Raw genomic sequence first — 15,635 nt, 5'->3', positions numbered from 1 at the left:
TCATGGTTAACCAAGAAATTGGGCGCTCCTGGGATGATGTTTAATTTGAGCTTTCAAAATAATATACCTTTAATAAGAGTGTAGCAATCGAGAACCTTTGAGACATTTATCCCCAGGCTAAGATTTCACAAGCGATGAAGAGCGCACTCTGGTGCCGTCAGTTGTCTATCTTTGTATGTACTCCACCGTCAGCCATAGTGCATAAATGTTAGGATTGCCACAGAAAGAGAATAGCGTGCATAGAAGGAAAAAAAACTGAATGGCAGAAGTTGATAAGTCAATATCCTTCGACGGACGGGATATTCGACTGAAGGTTGGTTTACTAGCTCCCCAGGCTGGTGGGTCAGTCTTGATACAATCTGGGGATACAGCAGTTTTAGTGACAGCTACGCGATCCGCAGGCAGAGAAGGCATTGATTTTCTTCCCCTCACCGTAGATTACGAAGAAAGACTGTACGCGGCAGGTAGAATACCTGGAGGGATAATGAGGCGAGAAGGTCGTCCCCCAGAGAAAACAATTCTGACTAGCCGTCTAATTGACCGTCCGATGCGTCCTTTGTTCCCTTCATGGTTGCGGGATGACCTGCAAATTGTGGCAGTAACGCTATCAATGGATGAAGAAGTACCACCCGATGTGTTGGCGGTTACAGGTGCTTCAATCGCTACCCTGATTGCCCAGATACCCTTTAATGGACCGATGGCAGCAGTCAGAGTCGGTTTGGTGGGAGATGATTTTATCATCAACCCCACCTATGCAGAAATCGCAGCCAGTGAACTCGATTTGGTCGTCGCAGGCTCGCCGGATGGTGTGATCATGGTAGAGGCTGGGGCAAATCAATTGTCAGAACGAGACATTATCGAAGCGATTGATTTTGGCTACGAAGCAGTGCGCGACTTAATTAAAGCGCAAGAAGATTTGATGGCAGAATTGGGTTTGAAAATGGTGCAACAACAACCACCAGAAGCAGACTTGACGCTAGAGAATTTTATTCGCGATCGCGCTAACGATGAAATAAAAAAAATCCTGTCACAATTTAGTTTCACCAAAACCGAACGAGATACAGCTTTGGATGAGGTGAAGGATAAAATTAAAACAGAAATTGCCGAACTTCCCGAAGAAGACGCAATTCGCATAGCTGCAACCGCAAACAGCAAAGCACTAGGTAACACTTTTAAAGACATTACCAAACAGTTCATGCGGCGGCAAATCGTCGAAGATAACGTTCGCGTTGATGGTCGCAAGTTAGATGAAGTGCGTCCTGTTTCTTGTCAAGTTGGTTTATTACCTCGACGAGTCCACGGCAGCGGTTTATTTAACCGGGGACTAACCCAGGTATTATCTGCTTGCACCCTTGGCACACCCGGAGATGCCCAAAACTTAAACGATGACATGCAAACAGATCAACAAAAGCGTTATTTGCATCATTACAACTTCCCCCCTTACTCGGTCGGGGAAACCAAACCTTTGCGGGCGCCAGGACGACGGGAAATTGGTCACGGGGCTTTGGCAGAGCGATCGCTCTTACCCGTGCTACCATCAAAAGAGGACTTTCCCTACGTGATTCGGGTCGTGTCGGAAGTGCTTTCTTCCAACGGTTCCACCTCAATGGGTTCTGTGTGCGGTTCCACCCTCGCTTTAATGGATGCTGGCGTCCCAATTACCAAACCCGTCAGCGGTGCCGCAATGGGTCTGATTAAAGAAGGCGACGAAGTGCGAATCCTTACCGATATTCAGGGCATTGAAGACTTTTTGGGCGACATGGACTTTAAAGTTGCTGGGACGGATACTGGAATCACCGCCTTGCAAATGGACATGAAAATCTCCGGTCTGTCCTTGGATGTTATCGCCCAAGCCGTCAATCAAGCTAAATCGGCTCGATTGCACATTCTGGAAAAAATGCTCGCTTGCATCGAGCAACCACGCACAGAAACTTCACCTTACGCCCCACGCTTGTTGACCATTAAGATTGATCCAGACATGATTGGTCTGGTCATCGGACCCGGAGGCAAGACGATTAAGGGTATTACTGAAGAAACTGGTGCCAAGATTGACATCGAAGATGATGGCACGGTGACGATTTCTGCGGTGGATGAAAATAAGGCAAAGAGAGCACGCAACATTGTCCAAGGCATGACGCGCAAGCTGCATGAAGGTGATGTCTACGTCGGACAAGTAACGCGGATTATACCTATCGGGGCGTTTGTCGAATTTCTCCCCGGCAAAGAAGGAATGATCCATATCTCTCAACTAGCTGACTACCGCGTTGGCAAAGTTGAAGATGAAGTGGCAGTTGGTGATGAAGTGATTGTGAAAGTGCGCGAGATTGATAACAAGGGCAGAATTAATCTTACACGCTTGGGTATTCACCCAGATCAAGCAACTGCGGCGCGAGAAGCAGCAGCAGTGAATAAGTAATTCGCGCTTTAGGATTTTAGATTTTGGGTCTAAAATCTCTAAGGCGATGCCTTTGCTGTAGGCATCGCCGTCAGCAATTTTTGAGAACTAGCCGAATAAGATGAATGAGCGGACGAGTCGCACGAGTCGAATCAGTCGAATCAGCCGAATCAGTCGAATCAGTCGAATCAGCCGAATCAGTTGAATCAGTCGAATGAGTTGAATGAGCCGAATCAGTCGAATCAGTCGAATCAGTCGAACGAGTCGAATCAGTCGAACGAGTCGAACGAGCCGAATCAGTTGAATCAGAATCAGTCGAATCAGTCGAATGAGTCGAACGAGTTGAATCAGCCGCACGAGTCGAATCAGAATCAGCCGAATCAGCCGAATCAGTCGAATCAGTCGAACGAGTCGAATCAGTCGAATCAGTCGAATCAGTCGAATCAGCCGAATCAGTCGAATCAGTCGAACGAGTTGAACGAGTCGAATCAGTTGAATGAGTTGAACGAGCCGAATCAGTCGAATCAGTTGAATCAGTCGAATCAGTCGAATCAGTCGAATGAGTTGAATGAGTTGAACGAGCCGAATCAGCCGAATCAGTCGAATGAGTTGAATGAGTTGAACGAGCCGAATCAGTCGAATCAGTCGAATGAGTTGAACGAGCCGAATCAGTCGAATCAGTCGAATGAGTTGAACGAGCCGAATCAGCCGAATCAGTCGAATGAGTTGAATGAGTTGAATCAGCCGAATCAGTCGAATGAGTTGAATGAGTTGAACGAGCCGAATCAGCCGAACGAGTAAACTCGCGGCTACAGGAACAAAGCCTGCCTTCGCAGGCTAGATATGGTTAAATAATTTCCCAGTCAGAGATGAGAGATTTTTGGTGATGGTGGGTAGCTTGATTGTGGATGTAATCAGCTACTTGGTCGATAAGTTGGTTACTAACTGTAAATGCACCGTAACCACCTTGCCATTTGAAAAACTCGTGGGGTTTGATTTCATGAGTAATTAAATGGGAAGAACTACCTTTAGCTTTTTGCATTAACTCAGATATAGTTAAGTTAGGCGGAAAACCAGTTAGTAAGTGAACATGGTCAACTGTGCCGCCAATGGCAATTACCTTGCATCCTAAATCAGAAGATTGCTTGACAATTGCTGAATAAATTATTTCTTGAATATCTGGCGTAATCAGCGGCAATCTATCCCAAGTTCCCCAAACACAATGTATGTGCAACTGCGTAAAATTTCTGTGCATTTTCCCTGATTTTATTGTTCTAAAAGCCTGCGTAGGAAGGCTTCATGTGCCTGTAAACTCCGCGAACGCACAGTCGTCAGGCTTACCTTACTGCTACTCAAACATCGCTTTTTCTTTGAGTAATTAACAACCGGACAAATACGCAAAAAAATCCCACATTATTTCGAGCTTCTTAGTCTGCGAAGGCAGGCTTCGTTCCTGTAGCCGCGAGTTCACTCGTTCGGCATAATTTAAGAATACAGTTTATCCTCCAACCTCTTCAAAATCCGCTTCGGATCATTCTTATCTCCTTTGATAAACTTCCAAGCTGCAAAACCTGCACCAGCTGCAACAAGAGCAGCTCCCCCAGTCATTACACCAACCCCTCCAAGGGCTGCCATAGCAGCACTGTAGGCTGCGGCTCCTGATAATGAACCAATGGCTGTACCTGTACTCGCTACACCAAAAGCACTGACAGCAGCCCAAGCTGTGCCAACAGCAGCCGCACTTGACGCAACTCCTACTCCGGCTGCAACTCCTAATTTCTTTTTATCCTCAGCATCCATTTGAGTAACAGAAGCAACAGATACCAAAGCAGCTGCACCAAGCAAAGCAGCTCCACCAGTTGCTACTGCCAATCCTCCTAACATTCCTAAGCCACCCGTAGCTACAGAACCACCCCCCAATAAAGCCAGGGTTGCATTAGTTGCGGCGCCTCCAGATAGACCGGTGATAGCTGCTCCCGTTCCTGCTTTTATTCCAAAAACTTTAGCAAATTGGGTAACATTCGGCACAAACCCAGATGCTTTTTTAACTGAATCCCAAACTTTGTTTACAGCGCCAATAGTAGAAGCTTCTCCCGCAGACTTTCCATTCTCATTAGTTACTGGCTCGCGCATCAGCTTGTACATGACTTTGCAATCATCTGGAATATCTGAATTTAAAATTAGCGAGTCTAATGACTTCAAGCAAGCTTGATCGGAAACTTCCTTACCGTCTCTAAGTGTAGTGTAGGCAGCAAGTAACTCTGATTTTTTATAGCATATACTACTTGTGAAGTTAAGGGAACTATCAGAATTATCAATTAAATTGACGATCAATAAATCACCAGTACTTGCCCTAGATGTGACACTGTACCGAAAGTAGAGTTCTTTGAGTTCGTTACGAAGTAAAGAATTTTGAATAATAGAGTCAAGTTGATTGAGAACACCAAAATCAGTTATGTTTTCTCCTGCTCTGATATACTGGTATGCTCCTCTGATTGATTGCTTTTCGGTTTCATCCAGGTTAGATGCAGTCAAGGCATTTTCAATACACTCTTCAATTTTGATCAACTTAGAATTTTGACTGGCAATATTATAACGCTGAATAACTGATGGCTTAGTTTTAGAGAAGTAAACCATTTTGTCTAACAACTCCAGCGCAGCTAAATCCTCTGTATGTTTAGCATCTTTTATTAGCTCATACACATTGGTAACTCTTAGCTTGCTCGTTGGCTTGATATCTTCATTATTAATTATCAAGTTATTTATTGATTTTTGAAGGTTCATATCCTTTAAATGATGTAGAACAACTACAACATCATTAAGGTGCAAGCCACACCCTTTCAAAGGTAATTTAGCCTCTTCAGGACTGTTAGCTGGAATCTTGACTTCATAGCTTTTTCCCGATCGCAGTGTAACTTTTTGAGTACCGCCTGCGATTACTGTTTCATAACCTATAAAAATGTGATGTAATTCATCTTGGGGTTGAAAGTCTGGCTGTGTCATGACTGGTGATTGATCTGACTCATCTTCAGGTTGAGAACTTGGCTGTGCGATCGCTGGTAATTGATCTGACTCACTTTGGGGCTGAGAGCCTGAATCTATCATCGCTAGTAATCGATTTAACTCTTCTTCTTCAAAATCCGGCTGTGTCATCGCTAGTTATGGAGGTAAGGAGCTTGATTATCAGTTATATAAATTCTTAACAAAAACTCCGCATCAGTAAAAACTCTGATGAATTCATGAGCATCAACGAAACCAGTTAGGAATTTTACTGCATTTGCCTCTTCACTAGCCTGCGATCGCATTTGCTATTTTAGCGACCTCATTTGCTATTTTAGCGACCTCATTTGCTATTTTGGCGACCTCATTTGCTATTTTGGCGATCGCATTTATTATTTCGGCGACCTCATTTGCTATATTGGCGATCGCATTTGCTATATTGGCGATCGCGGCTAATCCTGTAAAAATACTTCCTGCGTTACTTTTGCAGATTATACTTATCGTGGCGTTTGTCGAATTTCTCCCCGGCAAAGAAGGAATTATCTATCTTGTTGCACGTCAACGTATACTTAATGGTGGTCTTTGTCAGTTTATTGCTAAATACATTTAGACTTGGAGAAGTGAGCAAATGAGTAATTCTGATGAGATTACTGCAAAACTTAAAGAGGCTTCTAGTGGCTTGCTCATGCCAAGTGAGTCAGATTTTGCTTTTGAACCTTTTTTATGGTCAGGCGTTAAAGAACCTTTAACTAGTGAGAAAATTTTAGAATTAACCAATCATCCACAGAACTCACCAGTAGAAACGGTTGACCTGTCTTATCTTTTTAGAAATCTTGTACAAGAAAAAGAATGGCATGACGAACAACAAAAAGAAAATGTAGGCAAGTATCGTAACCTGGTAGAGGTGCTTGAAAGCAACCTCAGTGATATTCAAGTTTTTCGTGTGGGTGAAATAAATATTGATGTTTACGTGGTTGGTAAAATTCAGTCAGGGGATTTAGCAGGACTTGCAACTAAAGTCGTGGAAACCTAAACACACTGAACTATTTATACCATTTATCTATAAAGTTGCACACCGCATAACCTCACATAAAATTGGTATTAGCCTGTCTAATATTAGACAGGCTAATACTTTTAATTATTGCTAGGACTTACGCACTCAGCCTTTGAGAAAACAAGACTTTGAGATTGGAACCGAAGCGTCGATTGGGACGGAAATACGTAGTCCGTGCGTAAGTCCTAATTACATTGAGTTTTACAGGTTATCAATTCTAGCTTCGATTACACTTTGAACAGAAGTAGAAACATTGGATAGGAAGTTATAACCTGTTGCATTTTCAATTGAATCAACAGTAACTCTGTAATTTCTCCAAGGAGCGGTTCTTATACCTTGTGTATTGGGGATATTGACAGCAATCACCCTAGTATTAGTAGTTACACCACTAGGTCCTGTACCTGGTGCTACAACTACAATAACCTTCCAAACACTGCTTGGTACAGTAATTCTGTTACTATCAATTGCACTTTTGAAACCGGCTGATCCTGTACCACCAGTGCCAAGAGGACCAGAAATAATGTAGAGTTCGTTACCTTGAGAGACCAAAGTTCTACAATAACTTTCCAGACTCTCCCATACACCCTGATTATTATCAGGGGATTGGGGAACGAAATTTGTCATCAAGAAGGTAGCAGAATTATTGGCAGCTGAGTTGGTTCTATCAGCGGAAGGAGTCATATGTCCTCTATCAAATCCGCTACCCTGATAACTAGTGCTTTGGACTCGATAGCAGCCAGCAGGTAATATAAAATCTGCACGAAAATCATCCTGTCGCGCTGCACTTCCCAACCATGATGAGTTTAACTGCCAACTTACCCAGTTCGGGGTTCCCTTACTACAGTTATGTGATGTTGCGTATTGCGTTTTACTTAATAAATAATCGTTGAGGTTAGAAGTGCCAGCATTGCTAGGATTACCCATAGTTAAATGCACACTTGAGGTTTGAGCTGGTGCCATCTTAGGCAACAGAGCAAATGCAACAGTAAGTAGAGAAGCAGATGCAAAACAAATCAGTAAAGTCGAAAACTTAGCTTTTTTCATCAGTATTTAGTTTTGAAGTTGTATTGGTATTTTCAACTTTTCACTCGCCTAAATACTAAAGTTTTCAAATTAACGTTGAGTTAACTAAATAATAAATATTAGTTTTAATGTTTCCAAATTAACGTTGAGTTAACTAAATAATAAATATTAGTTAATTAAGATTAGGTATGCCGTTAAAATAGGTATGAATTGTTTCGGCTCTAAACCAGCTTGTAATGTCTTCTCTAGATTCTCTAAATTATTCCCGTCATCATCCTTAAAGCCAGTATTAATAACTATTTTAGGTAAATTGCGGTTATTTAAAATAAATTTTTTAACAGAAAAATCACCCTTTCTCATCTCAATTGTTGTTTTCCTAAACCCTTGTAGAGACGTAGCATTGCTACGTCTCTACGTCTTTTCTAGAGATGCATAATAGCTTGAATGAGATTTGTATGTATGAGGAGTGCGTAACGTTAGTTGAATTGCAAATATTTGACATTTACTCACAAATATGCATTATTTTAAACTAACTCAAATAGATTATTGCTACGTCTCTACGTCTTTTCTAGAGATGCATAATAGCTTGAATGAGATTTGTATGTATGAGGAGTGCGTAACGTTAGTTGAATTGCAAATATTTGACATTTACTCACAAATATGAACTATTTCAAACTAACTCAAGTAGATTATAGTTTGGGATTAATTCCTGATATACAGTAAGTGTTTCTTGAGTAACCCGTGCAGCACTAAATCGCTCTAGATTTTGTTTTGCAAGGTACTTCCACCTTTGCAGTACCGAAGGGTTACTAAGTAATTCTGCTAAGGCAACTGCTACAGCTTGGCTATCTTTAGCTGGCACTAAAACTCCAGCTTGCCGATTATCTAAAGTCTCCGGAATGCCATCTACATCGCTAGCAATAATAGCGCAACCTGCTTCCCGTGCCTCTGTGAGAACTAAACCAAAGGATTCGTGATGGGAAACAAGCACAAAGATGTCAGTTGCTAGCATATAACGTTGCGGTTCGCTCTGGAAGCCTTCAAAATGAATGCGCGAAGCAAAAGGTGTGTTTTTGACTTTTTCCTCAAACATTGCGCGATCCGGACCATCCCCTACTAGATATAAATGCGCTTCGTGAAAATTGTCGGCAATTTTCACAAAGCCATCGATTAATTCACCAATTCCTTTGCGTTGATACATTCCAGAGACAGTGACGATCGCCGGACGGTGTAGAGGTAGCGGTTGGTAGTCTAAAATACTACGACGCCTGGGACTATTTAATGTGCCATTGGAGACTACGCGCAATTTTTTCTTCGGTATACCACGCTGCACCATTGAATCACTTACGGCATTACTAACAGCAATTACGCGATCGGCTAAACCCATTAAAATAGCGCTACGTTGAAATTCATTATGTACTGTGGAAACTAAATTATATTTAAAACCGTATCTTGCAAGCCCTGCGAGCAGTACTCCTGTCATCATATGTGTATGCACAATATCTGGCTGAAACTGTTGGATTATTCCCCGATAAAGAGAAAGTGCTGTGATTAAATTCAAGAGTTTTCTAGACTGGTTTAATTGAAAGTGCTTGACACCATAAAGTGATAGTAATGTCTCATATTGTCCGCCGGCAGATGCGATGGCAACATCATGTCCATATTTTGCTTGCAAACAAGCTAGGTCTACTGCCACATTAACGATACCATTACCGACTTCTTGTATGTGATTGCTAATATGCAAGACACGCATTGAGATTTTCTCCACAGCGATCGCTGGTAATAAAATTATTATTTTTACCGTGCCGACACAACCCTTGTTTAACTTTGTATATAAAAAAAGTTGTGTTACAAAAATATTTTCTGGACAAAATATCCACTTGGTTAAGTTTGATTTAAATGGGTGCTTGTTGCCTAATCAGTTGTAATTCTCAAGCTATTGATACTTTGCGTTCAGTTCTTTCACTTTATAGCGTTTCCTAGTCTGCTGAGGTACAAATTTATCTGCGTCCATTTTTTGTTTATCTGTGTTCCGAAGCGGTTAATTCAATATTTTCTACCTCATGAATGTGGGAATTGCTCTATTGTCACAAGACAATATCCAGCAGATTGCACTTTAATATAATATACGTAGAGACGTAGAGACCTAGCAGTGCTACGTCTCTACAAAAAGAGGGGTTTTATGTGTATACTTCATTTGTCTGAAATCTGCTGTAATTTTTTAAGTTGACTGCATGAGCTTTTTCTAGGTAAACTTTTAATTGTTCTGCTATTACCTGTACATGAGGTTCTTCCATCACAGATAAGTGAGAACCGGGAATGTGATTGATATCTATTCCTCCAGTGAGGATATCACCCCAGCCGAATTGAGGATCGTATTGTTCACCTATAGCTTCGTAGCGATTTTCATCTGAAGTCCGGAAAAGGGTCATTCGACCTGGGTAAATTTGAAAAATATATTTGTCCAGAGCTTGCACATTAGCATCTATAACTTCTAAGTGTTCGTCATTATCTGCTAAATGCGGCGTAATATCTAATACGTGTTGTGTCGCATTTAAGTAACGCTTGTATATCTGTTGAATCTCATACTTGCCCTGGTTGCTCCAACCCACAGCCTTTTGCCAGATATAAGCCGGTCCTCGTCGGAAAATATTATTTAAGTGCAGAAAAATTCGGATTAAAAATGGCGATCGCTCAGAATAACCTGGACGAATGCTATCAATCATCCCTAGAAGACCCACTTTCTCACCTTGAGAGTAAAGTTGTTGAGCGATCTCGTAGACTACAAAACCTCCAAAAGACCACCCTAGTAGAAAATAAGGACCTTTCGGCTGAATCATCTGAATTTCTTGAATATAGTGTGATGCCATGTCTTCAATTCGAGTTAATGGACGCAATGAACCATCTAGTCCGATTGGTTGTAACCCATAAACGGGTTGTTCTGACCCCAGATGCTTTGCCAAATCGCGGTAACATAGAGTTTCTCCACCAAGGGGATGGATACAGAATAAAGGTGGCTGAGAACCTGTGGGTTGAATTTCTACCAAAGATGACCAAGAACTTTTTGATTTGTTCTGAGAGGATGTTGACGAAACCTGATTATCAACAGATGATTCTGTTTGGGAAATAGTCTGAGCAAGAGCTTCTACAGTCCCTGATGGAAACAGAGAAGATAAAGGAAGTCTTTTGCCGAATGTCTGCTCAATGTTTGAGAATAAGCGCACGGCTAATAGCGAAGTTCCTCCTAATTCAAAAAAGTTGTCCTGGATACCCGCTTCGGGTACATTTAATACTTTTTGCCAAATATTAATAAGTTTTTCTTCAATATCAGTTGTGGGTGCGATATATTCAGTAGTTGCAAATCCGGTAGCTAGCTGCTTGCGGTCAATTTCACCTGTTACAGAAAGGGGCATTTTTTCGATTTGGTGAAAATCACAAATGCTGGGATTTCCAAAGCGATCGCGCACCAACAATTCCTGCAATTTAGCGACCCAAACCTCAGTTGAAGCCGTAAAATAAGCGCATAATTTCTCGGCAGAAAAAGATGCACTTTCCGAACATCTGCGGATGTAAGGATGATTTCCATCTAATCCCACAAGCAAATGTGCTGGTTGATGATGCAAACTAGCAAGGAAAGAATTCAATCCCTGCTCTGCTGACATCACTTGACGACCTTGGGCAAAACGTGCATCCCTAGATTCATACCCACGACTGATACCTACCCCAGCCCATGTACTAGAACCAAAGCAATAACTTTGCAACTTACTTTTGGCTCTTTGGTAATGTGAAAAGCAGTCAAGAAAATTGTTAGCAGCAGCATAAGCACCGACGCTAAATGCACCAAAGAAACTTATCACTGAAGAAAAGCTGATAAAGATGCCTTTGCTCTGCTGTTCGAGGAGTTGATGCAGAACCCAAGTACCGAAAATTTTGGGACGCAGCGTTGATGCCAAACTACGAATAGTTTCTTCAACCAACAACCGTTCGCTTCCAATTCCTGCTAAATGAATCACCCCCTCCAACTCGCATTGCCAGTTAGATTTGGCTCGCTCAACCACTTGTTGTATCTCAGTTAAATTACATATATCTACAGCTTCATAAATTACCTCTCCCCCAAGTTGCTCTAAGGATAAGTAAGCCTGAATCCGGGCGGAAATAGCATCTTTTTGCTTGATATGTTCCTGCCAAGTGCTTCTTTCTGGCAGAGGAGTGCGACCCACCAACAATAGCCGAGCTTCATAGTGTTGCAGCAGATATTTGGCAATTTCTACGCCAATTTCGCCCAAACCGCCACTCAGCAGATACATTCCGCCACGCTGAAAGGGTAAATCTTGCTTTTGCTCGTGTATTAAATCAACTTTCGCCAAGCGAGAGACTAAACGTTGTTGATTGCGGTAAGCGACTTCTCGCTCTTTCTGCATGACCTGGATTTCACGGAGAACGCAGGTAGCATCAGCTTCAACTTCTGCCGCTAAATCAATATGACGACAATCCAGCCAAGGCAGTTCTTGGGGTATTGTTTTAATTATGCCCAGAATAGGACTGTTCTCGTAAGCAATTTCATCGGCTGCTGATACAGGTTGGGTGTGGCTGGAAATGACTGACAACCGTATATTTGCCGAATTTTGGATTTGCGAAAGTGCTTGAACCAAGAATACCAAACTGTAAACTCCGCGTTCTTGTGCTTGCTCTAGCGCCTCTAAGCTGGAAACTTCTCCTTTATACTTGTCATAAGTCCACAAATGTAGAATCTGCGAAATCTCTATATTTGCGGCTTGAAGTGACTTCAACAGATGCTGATAGTGTTCGGGGTTTTTCGGGTCTAGGGAATAGCGATCGCGCTGAAGTTGAACAAATTCCGATCCAGCCTCAACACAAATGCACTGCGCTTGCTTCTGCTTTAATTCTCTACATAGGTGCAAACCCAATCCCAATTCATCCAGGAACACCAGAAAATATCCCGTTTGGAGTTGAGTGTTTAAAGTTACCGCTTCTTGTCTGCGCCAAATCTTTTTGTAGAACCAATCTGGTAATGTATTCGCATTACCAGTAAGAATATCGATTTGCTTGACAATAGATGTAAATTCACCTGCCTCAAACTGCTGTTTTAATTTTGATCGTTGAATCTTGCCAATTGCAGTTTTGGGAATCGCCTCTTTTTTAACTGGAATCAGATAAGCTGGATTTACGCCAATTTCGCGGACAACATTTAAGCGAATCTCTTTGAGTAAATCTACTAACTGGTTGTCGTCAGTCACCGAAGTATGGAAAACGATCGCTAATTGGTCGGTATCGCTTTCGTCATCTCGGACTGCAAAAGCAGCTGTGTAAGAAACTTCGACATTTTTTACAGATAAAGCGATCGCTTCGATTTCATGATTGTAGTGATTTAGTCCGTTGATGATAATAACATCTTTCTGGCGCCCGGTTATCGTCAAGCGCCCCTGATGAACATACCCTAAATCTCCCGTCTTCAACCAGCCATCTTCAGTAAAAGCCTCCTGGTTGAGTGCGGGATTTTCATAGTAACCGCAGGTAATCATCGCTCCAGAAATCTGCAATTGACCAATTGTATCTTCGTGAACAACCTGATTTTGAGCATCTACAATCCGCAGTTGCAAACCGGGGATTGGTGTCCCCACTTCCACAAAGGGATAATCAGGTGATGGTAAATTCAACAAATACTCATGGGAGAAAGTGACAGCTGCACAAGTTTCCGACATTCCCCAAGCTGAATGCATCGCATTGATTGATAATCCGTGGGGTGCAAGTAACGAGAAGAATCGCTGCGCCGTTTTGGGAGCGATCGCCTCAGCTACTGATAAAATAGATTTTACGGCAGATAAATCCCATCGCCTTTGTTGAATAACTTCTGCACGAGCATTGACTAGTCCTAAAGCGAAGTTTGGCGCCCAAGCGAATGTCACCCGATAGCGATCGATCCAATCCAACCAAAGAAGTGGATCTTCTAACACAGCTTCTGCGGGAACGTGGATCTGTTGGGAACCGACATAAATATCTCTAATCGAACAGCGGATTAGACTTCCTACGTGGTCAAGGTTCAGCCAGTTCAACGATACGTCATCGCTGGTAAAATTATTCATCTGGGCACTTGCAGCCACATTGCTCAAGATATTTCGGTGACTCAACATCACCCCTTTTGGTATGCCTGTGCTGCCAGAAGTTAAAATTAATATCGCTAAATCATCTGGCTGACTGACATGGCAGTTTTCATCTTTGTCGCACAACCGCAAGCGATCGACTGTTTCAACTTGAAAGTTTTCCAAACTCAAAATATCAGATAAAGAACGCACTCCTGGAGCCAATTCCGTAGTCGTCAGGATGAGCGGTTTATCCAACATCTGCCAAGCATTGTGCAACTTTTGCACAGTACTGTTGACTTCATAAGTCGGGGGAGTCGATATCGGTACAGGCACAAAACCTCCCAAAATGCAACCCCAAAATGCAGGGATGAAGTCCCAATTATGGTTTATCTGGAAAATAACTTTATCTTCAGGCTTTAGTCCTAATTGACACAATCCTCCTTTAATTCGCTCTGCTTCGTTCAATAAAGCCTTATAAGACTGCACAATCTCAGAACCGTCAGCTTTCAGGTAAATTATTCCCTTGGAAGCAACTAGTGCTGTCCGCAACAAAGCTGCTGATAAGGTGGTTGGAGCGTCAGTTTCTAACTGCAAAGCTGCACCGTAACTAATAGCTAACGGTTTCGATTCAGATTCTTGTAGCACCGCAGCTATTTCAACAGATTTATCGGAATTTAGACGATGGACACGTCTGCTTTTCTCAGGTAGCAAATCTGATAGATGTAACGGGGGGATTTTCTCGTTATATTCTTCAACTATTACTGCCACCTGCTCGACTTCCGGCAGAGACTGTAAACGTTCTTCCCATCGCTGCACTAAGTCGGAGTCGATCGCTTCGAGGTGGGTTAAAGCCTGTTCGTCTACTTGCCCTAGCTCAGTCAGCGGTAAGCTGGACACCGGAATATAGGCGATCGGCATCATCACCGCAGATACACGCGAAAGCAAGTGGGATTGCACCTGCTCCAACGAAAATGACCCTGCAAAGACTATATAAGCAACTAGCTCTCGTCTAGAAGTTTCTCCTTTGCGAACCAATACCACACAATCGTCAATCAATGGATGCTCTAATAGAGCAGCTTCCACGATTTGTAGATCCACAATACAAGTATTTAATTCTTTCACTATACTTGTGCCCTTATATACAAATATTAGATGAAATGAAAAGGGAGAAAATTTTCAGAAATCTGTCATAGACTAAGAAAAAGTTAAGAACTAGTTAAGTATGTTTTTTAATGTCACTGTAGTTTAAAAATATTTTAAGTATTATTTTAAGTATCTCAATCAACTTTACTTAATCTTTATATTTTAGTAAATTTACTGATAAAAAAGCAAAGACAATCACTTCTATAGCAAAAAAAGCGATTGTATGGTGAGTGACTTTTTAACAAATTCGGCGGAATTCCCCACACCGCAGTCAGCAGGAAGGGGATGGATAGCCGGGTGAAGACGAAAGCACCTCCGACCAATATCGGTGTAAGATTAGACATTTCCAGAAAAGAATGTAGAGACGTAGCAATGCTACGTCTCTACGTCTTTTCCGGAGACGTCTATTGCATTCATCATCCCAGAAATATGCAACGCACTACTTTTGTGGATCTAAGCTATGTATGGTAAAAATAGCCTATATGGTCAACCTTTATCTCAAACTTGACATAAAGCATAGTGAGTACTAAACGTCTGCCAGAAAGCATTGCCCATGTCAGGGTTACTCGCCAATCCTGGCAACACGGCTTCCTTGAAGGGGAAGTGAGCGCGGGTGACTTTGAGTGGCAGTTTCAATGGCATTTTCGCCTGGGAGAACTGTCTGTTAAGCCTTCTCAAGGTCGTGCTTTAATTAAAGAACCCCTCGGTCGCTTCTTGGAGCAACGAGACTACGAGCTAGAGCCGGGAGGAGATTATGCTTTTACTATTCGGGCTGAGTTATGAAAGTTGGGAGTTGGGAGTGGGGAGTGGGGAGTTGGGAGTTGGGAGTTGGGAGTGGGGAGTTGGGAGTTGGGAGTTGGGAGTGGGGAGTGGGGCTGTGGGTGATAGGCGTCTCCGGGCCGACGAGAGGCGAGGG

The 15,635-nt window shown here is 42.4% G+C and carries 11 protein-coding genes; 5 read left to right on the top strand and 6 right to left on the bottom strand.

Going from position 1 to position 15,635, the window contains the following annotated elements; all coding sequences use genetic code 11:
- Window positions 1–259 precede the first annotated feature (259 nt).
- Both OGM63_RS14665 and OGM63_RS14660 read left to right on the top strand, forming a co-directional pair.
- Window positions 260–2,416, top strand: a complete 2,157-nt coding sequence (locus OGM63_RS14665) for a polyribonucleotide nucleotidyltransferase (protein ID WP_263746323.1) — start codon at window positions 260–262, stop codon at window positions 2,414–2,416.
- A 180-nt stretch (window positions 2,417–2,596) separates the two neighbouring features.
- Entirely contained in the window at window positions 2,597–3,196 is a 600-nt protein-coding gene (locus tag OGM63_RS14660; RefSeq protein WP_263746322.1) for a hypothetical protein, read from the top strand.
- A gap of 46 nt (window positions 3,197–3,242) precedes the next feature.
- Here the strand turns inward: OGM63_RS14660 and tnpA are convergent, their stop codons facing one another.
- Both tnpA and OGM63_RS14650 read right to left on the bottom strand, forming a co-directional pair.
- A complete protein-coding gene (tnpA, locus tag OGM63_RS14655; RefSeq protein WP_263746321.1) occupies window positions 3,243–3,650 on the bottom strand; it encodes an IS200/IS605 family transposase in 408 nt (135 codons plus the stop codon).
- Window positions 3,651–3,880: 230 nt separating this feature from the next.
- Window positions 3,881–5,548: a hypothetical protein gene (locus tag OGM63_RS14650; protein WP_263746320.1), complete on the bottom strand. Its 1,668-nt coding sequence runs from the start codon at window positions 5,546–5,548 to the stop codon at window positions 3,881–3,883.
- Window positions 5,549–5,750: 202 nt separating this feature from the next.
- On the opposite strand from OGM63_RS14650, the gene OGM63_RS14645 reads away from it, so the two are divergent.
- Together OGM63_RS14645 and OGM63_RS14640 are read left to right on the top strand one after the other, a co-directional pair.
- Window positions 5,751–6,005, top strand: a complete 255-nt coding sequence (locus tag OGM63_RS14645) for a S1 domain-containing protein (RefSeq protein WP_263746319.1) — start codon at window positions 5,751–5,753, stop codon at window positions 6,003–6,005.
- An 18-nt stretch (window positions 6,006–6,023) separates the two neighbouring features.
- Window positions 6,024–6,428 (top strand): nuclease A inhibitor family protein, encoded by a 405-nt coding sequence (locus OGM63_RS14640; RefSeq protein WP_263746318.1) that lies wholly within the window; start codon window positions 6,024–6,026, stop codon window positions 6,426–6,428.
- A gap of 222 nt (window positions 6,429–6,650) precedes the next feature.
- On the opposite strand, the gene OGM63_RS14635 is transcribed toward OGM63_RS14640, so the two are convergent.
- The 4 genes from OGM63_RS14635 to OGM63_RS14620 form a co-directional block, all read right to left on the bottom strand.
- Complete coding sequence (locus tag OGM63_RS14635) at window positions 6,651–7,493, bottom strand: DNA/RNA non-specific endonuclease (protein ID WP_263746317.1); 843 nt, start codon at window positions 7,491–7,493, stop codon at window positions 6,651–6,653.
- Window positions 7,494–7,640: 147 nt separating this feature from the next.
- A complete protein-coding gene (locus OGM63_RS14630; RefSeq protein ID WP_263746316.1) occupies window positions 7,641–7,832 on the bottom strand; it encodes a hypothetical protein in 192 nt (63 codons plus the stop codon).
- A 310-nt stretch (window positions 7,833–8,142) separates the two neighbouring features.
- Window positions 8,143–9,225, bottom strand: coding sequence for a glycosyltransferase family 4 protein (locus OGM63_RS14625; RefSeq protein ID WP_263746315.1), 1,083 nt, complete (start codon window positions 9,223–9,225; stop codon window positions 8,143–8,145).
- A 427-nt stretch (window positions 9,226–9,652) separates the two neighbouring features.
- Entirely contained in the window at window positions 9,653–14,674 is a 5,022-nt protein-coding gene (locus OGM63_RS14620) for an SDR family NAD(P)-dependent oxidoreductase (protein WP_263746314.1), read from the bottom strand.
- A 564-nt stretch (window positions 14,675–15,238) separates the two neighbouring features.
- On the opposite strand from OGM63_RS14620, the gene OGM63_RS14615 reads away from it, so the two are divergent.
- Complete coding sequence (locus OGM63_RS14615; protein WP_263746313.1) at window positions 15,239–15,502, top strand: DUF3146 family protein; 264 nt, start codon at window positions 15,239–15,241, stop codon at window positions 15,500–15,502.
- The last annotated feature ends 133 nt before the right edge of the window (window positions 15,503–15,635 follow it).

The sequence above is a fragment of the Plectonema radiosum NIES-515 genome, from assembly GCF_025753815.1.
Taxonomy (GTDB): Bacteria; Cyanobacteriota; Cyanobacteriia; order Cyanobacteriales; family Nostocaceae; genus Hassallia; species Hassallia radiosum_A.
Note: the sequence above shows the minus strand (reverse complement) of the source record. Positions and strands in the feature narration are given on the sequence as shown.